Annotated in this window: 11 protein-coding genes; 1 reads left to right on the plus strand and 10 read right to left on the minus strand. The window is 71.7% G+C overall.

Annotated features, from left to right (window positions below; genetic code table 11):
- Nucleotides 1-68: 68 nt before the first annotated feature.
- Complete coding sequence (locus V7E45_RS34760) at nucleotides 69-941, minus strand: alpha/beta fold hydrolase (RefSeq protein ID WP_333778252.1); 873 nt, start codon at nucleotides 939-941, stop codon at nucleotides 69-71.
- Between the two features lie 108 nt (nucleotides 942-1049).
- A complete protein-coding gene (locus V7E45_RS34765) occupies nucleotides 1050-2048 on the minus strand; it encodes a LysR family transcriptional regulator (RefSeq protein ID WP_333778241.1) in 999 nt (332 codons plus the stop codon).
- 185 nt (nucleotides 2049-2233) lie between these two features.
- Between V7E45_RS34765 and snpA the strand changes: the two genes are divergently transcribed.
- Complete coding sequence (gene snpA, locus V7E45_RS34770; RefSeq protein ID WP_333778242.1) at nucleotides 2234-2917, plus strand: snapalysin; 684 nt, start codon at nucleotides 2234-2236, stop codon at nucleotides 2915-2917.
- Nucleotides 2918-3019: 102 nt separating this feature from the next.
- Here snpA and V7E45_RS34775 read toward each other — a convergent pair whose 3' ends face one another.
- The 8 genes from V7E45_RS34775 to V7E45_RS34810 form a co-directional block, all read right to left on the minus strand.
- Nucleotides 3020-3418 (minus strand): nuclear transport factor 2 family protein, encoded by a 399-nt coding sequence (locus V7E45_RS34775; RefSeq protein ID WP_333778243.1) that lies wholly within the window; start codon nucleotides 3416-3418, stop codon nucleotides 3020-3022.
- A 121-nt stretch (nucleotides 3419-3539) separates the two neighbouring features.
- Nucleotides 3540-4337: an enoyl-CoA hydratase/isomerase family protein gene (locus V7E45_RS34780; protein WP_333778244.1), complete on the minus strand. Its 798-nt coding sequence runs from the start codon at nucleotides 4335-4337 to the stop codon at nucleotides 3540-3542.
- Nucleotides 4334-5581, minus strand: a complete 1248-nt coding sequence (locus V7E45_RS34785) for a cytochrome P450 (protein ID WP_333778245.1) — start codon at nucleotides 5579-5581, stop codon at nucleotides 4334-4336. Before V7E45_RS34785 ends, V7E45_RS34780 begins: the two co-directional genes overlap by 4 nt.
- A 95-nt stretch (nucleotides 5582-5676) precedes the next feature.
- A complete protein-coding gene (locus V7E45_RS34790) occupies nucleotides 5677-7041 on the minus strand; it encodes a cytochrome P450 (protein ID WP_333778246.1) in 1365 nt (454 codons plus the stop codon).
- Nucleotides 7042-7053: 12 nt separating this feature from the next.
- The gene (locus V7E45_RS34795; protein ID WP_333778247.1) at nucleotides 7054-7614 is read right to left on the minus strand and encodes a GTP-binding protein; all 561 of its coding nucleotides are present in this window, start codon (nucleotides 7612-7614) and stop codon (nucleotides 7054-7056) included.
- Nucleotides 7615-7617: 3 nt separating this feature from the next.
- Complete coding sequence (locus tag V7E45_RS34800; RefSeq protein ID WP_333778249.1) at nucleotides 7618-8001, minus strand: DUF742 domain-containing protein; 384 nt, start codon at nucleotides 7999-8001, stop codon at nucleotides 7618-7620.
- On the minus strand, nucleotides 7998-8843 hold the full coding sequence (locus V7E45_RS34805) for a roadblock/LC7 domain-containing protein (RefSeq protein ID WP_333778250.1): 846 nt from the start codon (nucleotides 8841-8843) through the stop codon (nucleotides 7998-8000). Before V7E45_RS34805 ends, V7E45_RS34800 begins: the two co-directional genes overlap by 4 nt.
- Nucleotides 8840-10021, minus strand: coding sequence for an ATP-binding protein (locus V7E45_RS34810; protein WP_333778251.1), 1182 nt, complete (start codon nucleotides 10019-10021; stop codon nucleotides 8840-8842). The genes V7E45_RS34805 and V7E45_RS34810 overlap by 4 nt, the downstream gene beginning before the upstream one ends.
- Nucleotides 10022-10484 lie beyond the last annotated feature (463 nt).

Raw genomic sequence — 10484 nt, forward strand, 5'->3', positions numbered from 1 at the left:
GCGCGGGGGCGGGCGCGAGGTGGCGGCCGGGTGGCCGCGCCGGGGGCGCGCCGCCCGGTCGTCCCGGCTCAGCCGCGCGCGTGTGCCACCAGCCAGTCCAGGGCGGCGGGCGCGTCGGAGAGGACGGACAGGTGGCCGTCGGACGGCCGCAGCCGCAGCTCCGCCCGCGGGCAGCGCTTCGCGAGCCACTCGCCGTGGGTGCTGGGCACGACCCGGTCCAGGCCCCCGTGGAGCACGAGGACCGGAGCGGTGACCGCCGCCGGGTCGCAGCCCCACGCGCCGACATAGGCCAGGTCGTCGTCGATCAGCCCGCCGGGGCCGCCGGCCACGGCCGGCGCGACCACCTCGTGGAACCACGACCAGTCGCCCGCCAGCGCCGCGTGGTCGGCCTCGGTGAACATCCCTGGGTCGTACTCCGCCGCCGCCTCGAACCGCGCCTTGGCCTCAGGGCCGGCCACGGCCGCGGTCAGCGACGCCCGGCAGGGCGGGGCCATGCCGGCGAACCAGTCCAGCCCCTGCGCGCCGAACGGCGCCGGCCCCGACACGGCGACCACGCCGAGCACCCGCTCGCGCAGCACCGCGGCGCTCGCCAGGGCGTGCGAGGCGCCGCCGGAGTGTCCCATCAGGGCGAACCGGTCGATGCCGAGCGCGTCGGCGACGTGGCGGACGTCGGTGGCGGCGGAGCCGACGGAGCGGCCGGGCAGTGGTGTCGACCCGCCGTAGCCGGGGCGGTCGTACGACACCCAGCGGATGCCGAGCCGTGCGGAGTCCGGGAAGAGCGGCCGGGGTGGCGAGCCCACGTTCGGCGTGCCGTGCTGCCAGAACACGGTGAGAGGCGGCACCGGGGGAGCGGGGAGCGTTCCGGACCCGTCCGCGCCGGTGTCGTAGACGTGCAGCCTGCGGCCGTCGGGCAGGTCGAGGTCCGATTCGGCCACGTGGATGTCGGTCACGGTGCGGGTCCCTCCGGTCGGGTCGGGCGGTGCGGCTGTGGTTCCGACTCCGCGGATGTCCGGAACTCATCGCCCGCCCGGCGTCCGCCTGCCGCCGGTTCACCGCCCGGACGCCAGCACCCGCAGGTCGTCGCCCGGTCCGCGGTGCGCCGGTGACGGCCCGGCGCCGGCCGTGCCGCGCCGCAGCCACTCCTGGTAGGCCGGTGACTGACGGGCCGCCTCCCAGTACGCCTCCTCCAGCTCGGGGCAGGCGTCGTCGAGTTCGGCCGCCGTCCGGGCCGCGAGCAGCAGCCGTACCCCTATCGGGTCGCCCTCGAGCGGTCGGAGGGCGAGGTCGGGCCGGGGACGCGCGGTCGGCTGGCTGACGGTGACCACCTCGCCGATGGCGGCCAGGGAGTAGGCGGTGAGGTAGTCGCCGTGCAGCAGGTCGGGCTCGATCCCGGCCCGGCGCAGCACCCGGCACAGCGCGTCCCACTCGCCGTCCACCGTGGAGTCCACCATCCAGCGGTCGCCGGCGAGGTCGGCGAGCCGCACCTCGCGCCGCGCGGCCGCCGGGTGGTCGGCGGCCAGGGTGACGAACTGCGGCTCGCGTTCCACCAGCACCCGCAGGCACAGCCCGGCCGGCACCCGCAGCGGGCTGCCCTCGACCTCGTGCACGAACGCCAGGTCGAGCCTGCCCTCGGCGACCATGCGCAGCAGCGCGTTCGCGGACACGTCCATCTGCAGGCTGGGCTCCACGGCCGGGACCCGCGCGCGCAGCAGGCGCAGCCAGCCCGGCAGGGCCCGGCTGGCCGTGGCGCCGATGCGCAGCCGGGGGCCGTCGGCGGCCCGGGCGGCCGCCGCCCGGGTCTCGGCCACGATCGCGGCGAGTTCCGCGACGAGCGGCCTGGCCCGGCTCACCACGATGTGCCCGAGCGGTGTCGGGCGGCTGCCCGTACGGCCGCGGGTGAACAGCCGGCCGCCGAGCGTCTGCTCGATCCGGCGCAGCTGGGTGCTCAACGAGGGCTGTGCCATGCCGAGTTCCCGGGCGGCCCGGTGCAGGCTCCCGGCGTCGGCGATGGCGCAGAGCACGCGCAGGTGCCTCACCTCCAGCTCCATACCGGGAGCGTAAGGGCGGTGACTGATGGGACGCCAGATGTTCAAAGGCCAACTGTCGTACCGGTGTTCGCCGTGATAGCCGCGCGCTATCCCCGGTTGCCATCATCCGCCGGCCGGTGGGCTGCCCGAAACTCATGGGCAACCGATCGTTCACCACCCCACACGAACGAGAAGGAGCCCCCCACATGACTTCGACCCGTACGTCCGTCACCTCGGTGAAAGCCACCCGCAGAGCCGTGGCGCTCGCCGTGGGCGTGGCGTTCGCGACGCTGGGCACCGCGATCCCGGCGAGCGCCCACACCGACGCGGCACCTGCCCCGGCGCAGTCCAGGTACACGGGTTCGGCCGCTGAGGCGGCGAACAACAAGGCGTTCTTCGAGGCCGTCCTCGCCTCGGTCGCCAAGAAGCAGGCGGCGCACCCCGGCCTGCAGTCCGTGACCGTCTACTACGACGCCTCCCAGGCGCCGAGCTTCCGCTCGCAGATATCGAGCGCCGCGTCGATATGGAACAGCTCCGTGTCCAACGTCAAGCTGCAGGCGACCTCGGGCGGCGCCGACTTCGCCTACTACGAGGGCAACGACAGCCGCGGGTCCTACGCCTCCACGAACGGCCACGGCAGCGGCTACATCTTCCTCGACTACGCGCAGAACCGGCAGTACGACTCGATCCGCGTCGCGGCCCACGAGACCGGCCACGTGCTGGGGCTGCCGGACCACTACAGCGGACCGTGCAGCGAGCTGATGTCGGGCGGCGGCCCCGGCACGTCCTGCACCAACCGCTACCCGAACGCCACCGAGCGCGCCCGCGTCAACCAGCTGTGGGCGAACGGCTTCGCCAAGGCCCTGGAGAAGCTGAACAAGGCGCGCTGACCGAAGCGGCGGAGCCCCCACCCCCGATCCGCCCGGCCGAGACCGAGGGGCGGGCCGTGCCACCGGTGCGCGGCCCGCTTCTCGGCGTCACCGTGGCCGGGTTCAGGGATGGTCGTACCAGGACACCGCGGCGATCCGCCAGCCGTCCGGGGTGCGGACGAACTGCATCGTCTTCGTGCCGCCGCCCTCGAACGGCTCGCCGTCCCTGATCCCCGACTTGCGGTAGGTGCCGACGCGGCAGGCGATGTCGCCCGCGATCTGCGTGTGTTCGGAGGTCTCCCACTCGGAGAACTCGATGAGCCGCCCGTCGGAGAGCAGCCGCAGGCGGGGTTCGATGAACTCCTCGACCGTGTAGACCGTGAAGTCCGGGCCGGTCATCACGATCACTCCGCCGGGCAGGACCAGCCGGCGGATGCGCGCCACGTCGGCGGCCCTGCCGCCGCGGTTGTCGAAGGCGCCGAAGAACTCGGCCGTCACCGCGTCGATCTCGATCTTGGACACCGCGCGACGCTACCACGCGCCTCAACCCCCGTGAAGAACACGAGGGTTGCCCCATGGCCCGCTCATACGGAGCCGCCCGGACAGCGGCGGTCGGGCGGCGAGGGGGAGGCGGCGGAAGGTCCTAGGTGTGCCCGGTCACCCGCTGTGGGCGGGGCGCCGTGAGCTGCGCGGTGAGCAGGTGCGCGTCGAGCAGTGCCACGTCGGCGGTGCGGGCGGCCCGCGAGTGGCCCGTGAACATGCGCTTGGTGAGGGTGAGGGCCTCGGGCGAGCGCCGGACGAGGGGCCTGACCCACGCCGAGACGGCCTCGTCGAGCTCCTCGCGCGGGGCGACCTTGTGCAGCAGACCCAGACGCAGGGCGCTCTCCGCGTCGAACGTCTCGCACGTGAGCATGAGTTCACGGATCCTGGCGGCGCCGCCCTCGACGATCAGCCGGCCCATGGCGCCGCCCCAGGCGGGCGGCAGACCGATGCCGATCTCGGGCATGCGGAACCGGCAGTCGTCGGCACCGGCGCGCAGATCGCAGAAGGAGGCGAGCGCGAGGCCCGCGCCGACCACCTTGCCGTGCAGCCGGGCGATGGTGACGGCGTGCGTGTTCTCCAGGGCGTCGCACACGCGGTACGCCTTGTCGGCGATCCGGCGCATGACGGCTCCGCCGGGATCCTCGGCCAGCGCCGCGCGGTACTCGCCGCGGTCCGCGCCCAGACAGAAGTCCTCGCCGTCCGACGACAGGAGCAGCACCCGGATGTCGGGGCGGTCGTGCAGGCCGTGGAGCAGGGCGGCGAGATCGTCGAGGGCGGCGACGGTCAGCGTGCTGCCCTCGGCCGTGGGGAGGAGACGGACCCGCAGGACCGGCCCGTCGTGCTCGACGTGCAGGGCCTTGTACGGGAAGTGGGGGGAGGGGAGCGGGGTGTCGGTCATGACAGGGCGACGTCCAGGTTCAGCAGGCGCCGGAAGGCCACGCGGGGGGCCCACGACGGTCTGCGGACGAGGGTGAGGCGGGGGAAGCGCCTGACCAGTTGGTGGAGGAGGGTCTGTGCCTCCAGGCGGGCCAGCGGCGCGCCGAGGCAGTAGTGGATGCCTCCGCTGAAGGCGAGGTGCGCGGGCTTGCGGTGGAGGTTGAACAGCTCGGCGTCGGCGTGCTTGGCCGGGTCGCGGTGGGCCGCCGCCACCATCAGGTGGACCATCTCGTCCTTGCGCACCTCCACGCCGCCGAGGATCCGGTCCTGGGCGCAGACGCGGCTGATCACATGGGTGGGCGGGTCGTAGCGCAACGATTCTTCAACGGCGGCGGGCACCAGGTCGGGGTGGACCGTGAGCCAGTCCCACTGCCGGGGGTGCTCCAGCAGCAGGAGTGTCATCGTCGACAGTAGCGTGGACGTGGTCTCCAGCGCCGCCAGCAGGACGAACAGGGCGAGGAAGTACACCGCCTCGTCGGCCTCGTCCTGGTCGCTCTCCATGGTGTCCCACACCGCGATCCACCGGGAGACGGGGTCCTCGCCGGGGCGGGCGCGGCGCTCGCGGACCAGTTCCATGAAGTAGGTACGCAGCTGGGCGGTGGCCGCGTCCGACTTCGCCAGCTGGCTGGCCGACGGCAGCAGTTCCTGGGTGAAGACCTGGTCGTGGGTGAGCTCCCGCAGCCGGGCGAAGTCGGCGGTGGGCAGCCCGAGCCAGTGTCCTATGGTGGCGATCGGCAGCTCCTCGCTCACCAGGGCGTTGAAGTCCGCCTCACCCTCGTCGAGGCGCGCGGCCAGTGTGTCGAGCAGCCGTCCGGTGAGCCGGCCCACCGTGCCGCGCAGATCCTCGAGGGAGGCGCGGTCGAACATGCCCGCCGAGCGGCGCACCCAGGTGTGGTCCGGAGGGTTGAGGGCGGGCAGGGTCCGGCTCATCTCGCGCGAGGACGGGGCGGTCCAGCGGGTGCCGTCGCCCTGTTCCTCCCGCCAGCGCGTGTCGGGTTCCAGCCATTCCCGGCTGCGCAGGACCTGGTCGCACAGGTCGAAACCGGTGACGAGGTGCCCGCCCCAGGGGGCCGCGACGACTCCGCCCCCCGACCGGAGTTCCGCATAGAGCGGAAAGGGGTTGGCCTGCCCCTTCGCCGTCCGCAGCCGTGAGAACAGCGGGACGGCGAAGCGTCTGTCGACAGGCGGAGTTATCGCTGTCTCCACGATGGCTCCTTCTTGATCTCGGCATCAGCCGCCATGCATACCCCTCGGCCGACTGACACATACAAGATGACTATTCACGTGGAGAGTTGCCTACGTCACTCCCCTCTGGTCCACGCGAGGAACCGGCTGAAGAGACCGGGCTTGGGCCGGGAAGCGTTCGCCGCCACGGGCTGCGGCGCCTGGGGTGCCGAGCGGTACGGGGAGGACGCGACCGGCTGCGGCTCCGGGGCCGGCGCCTGCGCGGCCGGCGGCGTCACGGCGCGAGGCGTGAACCGGACCGGCAGGGCCACCAGGGAGCGGCTCCAGGGAGCCGGCACCCAGTTCAGGTCCTTGAACGGGACCCGGACCTCGACGTCCGGCAGCCGGTTCAGCAGGGTCTCGACGGCGGTGACGGCGATCACGAACGCCGGGTCCTTGGCGGGGCAGGCGTGCGGTCCGGCCCCGAAGGCCAGATGCGCCTTGGCACTGAGCTGCTCGCGGTGCTCCGCCAGCCGCGGGTCGGTGTTGGCGGCCGCGAAGGAGATCACCACCGGGTCGTTCGCCCGCAGTACCCGGTTGCCCAGCTCCACGTCGTGCGTGGGGTAGTGGGCCGCGTAGTTCGCGATCGGGGCGTAGTTCCACAGCACCTGGGTGACCGCGTCCTCGACCGGCAGCCCGGTCTGCCACTCCTCGCCCAGGATCAGCGCGCTGCTGCTGCCGATCGTCGCCGACAGGGGCGCGGTGCCGCCCGACAGCAGCGTCACCAGCTGGTGCAGCACCTCCTCGTCGGTCAGCCGGGACGGATGCTCCATCAGACGGGTGGTCAGGTCGCCCCCGGGACGACGGCGCTTGAGCGCGATCAGCTCGCCCAGCGCCTCGCCCAGCACCAGGTCGGCGCCGGCCGTACCGTCGAAGATCCCGCTGATGCCGACGATGACCCGGTCACCGATCTCCGGCGGGCAGCCGAACAGGTCGCTGAAGACCAGCAGCGGCAGCGGCTGCGCGTACTCCGCCATCAGCTCCGCCTGCCCGAGCCGGTCGGAGCTGAACCGGCTGATCAGGTACTCGGCCGACTGCTGCGTCTGGCGCACCAGCTGGAGCTCGTTGACGGTGGCCAGGCTGTCGGTGACGGCCTGGCGCAGCCGGGCGTGCGCGGCCCCGTCGCTGAACAGCGCGTTGGGGCGGTATCCCATCATGGGCAGCGCCGGGCTGTCCTCGGGCACCCGGCCCTCGTTCAGGGCCCGCCAGCGCCGGGAGTCCCGGACGAACGAGGCGGGGTTCTGCAGGATGTACAGGGCGGCGTCGTAACTGGTGACCAGCTCGACCTCCACCCCGGGGGCGATGTCGACCGGCGCGCTCGGGCCGAGGCCGCGCAGGTACTCGTAGCGGGCGTCGGGATCGGAACCGAACTCGGGCCCGTAGAGCTGGGGGTTGCCGTGCGCGGGGCAGCCGGGCGGTGGCCCGCCGGGACGCTGGTGCATGGGGGGAGGCTCCTAGTCGAGAAGGGTGAGTAGGTGACGGACGAGGGTGATGAGCGCCTGCGCCGACGACTGCTCGTCCCGGACGTCACAGGCGACGACCGGCGTCCGGTCGGACAGGTTCAGCGCCTCACGGATCTCCGTGAGCGGATAGTCGGTCGTGCCCTCGAAGTGGTTGACGCCGATGGCGTACGTCAGGCCGAACCGCTCGACCAGGTCCAGCACGGGGAAGGACTCGGACAGCCGCTCCGGGTCGACCAGGACCAGCGCGCCCAGCGCCCCCCTGGACAGCTCCTCCCACATCTCCTTGAAACGCTCCTGACCGGGCGTGCCGAAGAGGTACAGGACCACCTCGTCGCTGATGGTCAGGCGGCCGAAGTCCATGGCGACCGTGGTGGTGGTCTTGTCCGGGGTCCCCGACAGGTCGTCGAAGCCCACGCTGGCCTCGGTGATCTCCTCTTCGGTCCGGAGCGGCTCGATCTCGGAGATGCTTCCGATGCACGTGGTCTTCCCGACCCCGAAGTGCCCCACCACGAGGATCTTCACCGCGGTGAGGACACCTGAATCCAGGTACACGAATCACGCTCCGAATCGGGCTTTGAGGCCGTCGAGTACGGCGTTGAGCACTTCCCGGTCGACACGTTCGGCGCGCGGAACCGGCTTCCGCGCGATGATGAGACCGCTCTCCTCAAGCTGCGCCAGGAGAATCCGCACGACCCCGAGCGGCAGATGCGTGTGGGCGGCCACCTCCGCGACGGAGAGGAAGCCGTCCCTGACCAGCTCCAGGACCTGACGCGCCTCCGGGGAGAGCGTGGGTGCCGAGACGGTGGCGTCCTGGTGCGCCGACACCAGGGCCGTCCGCTCGTAGGCGTGCTCCGGAGGCAGACCACGCCCGTTCGTGATCACGAAGAGCGGAACTAACGCCGAGGTCAGCTCCAGTTCCTGATCCGGCTCGTCGTTCACGTGCGGCTCGCCTCCCCGTGTGGTGCCGTATGTGCGCTCAGCCGTGGCACCGCCTGATGCAGGCGCGTGGTGAACTCCTCGATGTCCGCCTCGTGTTCGGCGGCCGCGGCGAGGAACGCGCCCTGCCCGGCCGAGATCAGGAAGATCCAGCCGTGCTGGAACTCGATCACCGTCTGCCGCCACTGCGCGTTCTGCGACACCCCGGCGAACTGCGAGGTGGCCCGGCTGTAGGCGTGGATGCCCGTCATGGCGGCCGAGATGGTGTCCGCCAGATCCTGGCTCATGCCCGTCGTCGCGCCGCGCGGCAGCCCGTCGGCGCCCAGCAGGACCGCGTGGCGGGCACCCTGGACGTCACCGACCACGTCGTCGAGGTCGGCTATCGGGATGCCCGTGCCGCTCCCGGCCCCGGCCTGCGCCGAGGTGCGGCCCGGCTGCCCGTCGCCGTCCTCGGCGGTCACCCGGGGAGGCGAGGTGAGGTTGTTGCCGAGCCGCGCGACCAGCCGGTGCATGCGGAAGGAGATCTGCTGCATGTCGACGTCGGGCGCGGCGGCCGCCGCGAGATACGCGCCCTGCCCGGCTCCGATCAGGAAGATCCAGCCGTGCGAGAACTCGATGATCGTCTGGTTCCACTGCCTGTCCTCCCCCGGCCCGGCGAAGTGGGAGGTCGCCCGGCTGAGCGACTGCATGCCCGCCATGGCGGCGGAGATCGTCCCCACGTCCTTGCGGTCCATGCCGTCGGTCGAGCCGCGCGGCAGGCCGTCCGCCGACAGCAGGACGGCGTGCCGCGCCTTCGGCACGTTGTGCACGATGTCCTCGAGCATCCACGACAGGTCGGTGGTCATGCGTCATCGGACCCTTCGGACGGTGCCGAGGCGAGGTTGCGGCCCGAGAGCGTGCCGCGCTGGAAGGCTCCCAGGCTCCGGCCCGCGGCCCGGCCCGCGTCCTCCGCCGGCGCCGCGGGCGCGGCCGCGGTCTCCTGGTCGGGAACACTGGCGATGGGCACCTGGCGCGCTCCCCGGCGGGGCAGCCCGTGCGCGGTGCGGGACACCGGCTCCGGTCGTCCGACGGTGCCGCGAATGCCGCTGATCTGAGGGTCCTCGGCCGGTGCCGTCTCCTCCTCGGTCCACAGCTCCTCCGGCAGCAGCACGACCGCCCGGACACCGCCGTACCGTGACACGCCGGTCACGTCCACCCGGAACCCGTACTGCTGCGCGAGCAGGCCGATCACGGGGAAGCCGAACTTCGGCTGATTGCCGAGATGGGAGAGCCGAGGGCGGAAGTCACCGGAGAGCAGGGCGGAGGCCTTCTGCCGCTCCTCGTCGTTCATTCCGACGCCGGCGTCGTCGATGACGATGCACAGATTCTTCTGCACCCGCTGGAAATTGACCTCGATGGGCGAACCCTGCTGCGAGAAGCTGGCAGCGTTGTCGAGGAGTTCCGCGACGGCGAGGGCGACCGGGGAAACCGCCGACGCCTTCAGGGCGAAACCGGTCTGCTGCATGATTTCCACGCGCCGGAAGTTGCGAATCTGACCCTGCGCGCTGCGCACCACGTCATAAACGCTCGCGGGCCTGTTCCGGCGGCCCAGCGGAGCACCGCACATGACCGCGATGCCCTGCGCCTTGCGGGCCATCTGCGCATTGGCGTGGCTGACTTCCAGCAGGTCGCCGAGAACGGAGTGGCCGCCGTACTTGCGCTGGATTTCCTCGAGAAGCGTCAACTGTTCCGCGGCCAGGCTCTGGAGAAAGCGCGCGGAACCCTTGAGAACCGCTTTGGTGCTTTCCTCGGCCGCCTCTTCGGCTTCCCGGATGGTCTTGTCGTGCTCGGCCTGGTGCTGGTGCAACTCAGCTCTTAAGGTGGCCAGTTGACCGTCGGCCTCACTCAATCTCTGGGTGAGGACGGCCTCGGCCTGCTGCTTCTTCGCCGCCATGGCCTTGTTGCGGCGACGGAGCACCAGGGCCGCGGCCACGGCGATCACCGTCGTCGCAACCAGGCACCAGACGAGTGCGTCTCGAGTCATGGAAACCTTTCCTATGTGTAGCCTGCGGTCGTCGGCGGACGGATCGGGGGAATCCGTGGCACAACCGCTCGGTACGACTCGGTCGCCGTCGTGTTGAGAACCGGCCGATCTCAATACGGGGTCTGAGCCGAGTGGACCAAGGTCGCAGACGCCGGGATGCTATCACCGACATGGGGAACGACCGCCACGCGGAGGGGCCCCAACGGCCCTGCCCAGGACGGTGGTTGTGCCGTTCGCGTGACGGCCGTACAGGATTCAATGGGCCGGCCGGTAACGGTCGCGTGTGCGCCGTGGAAACCATTGATTGGGCGCTGGTGGTCCGACCGCGGTCGGGCCCTGGTATTCATTCCGCGCCATACCGGACTCATAGTTTTTTGTCGGATTTCTGTCCCGGGGGAGATGTGTGCCGGTCTGCATGCGCCGGGGTGTATATGTCTCGACTGTGTGAGGGGCGGGGTGGGCG

This window comes from Streptomyces sp. IBSBF 3136, assembly GCF_036815105.1.
Taxonomy (GTDB): Bacteria; Actinomycetota; Actinomycetes; order Streptomycetales; family Streptomycetaceae; genus Streptomyces.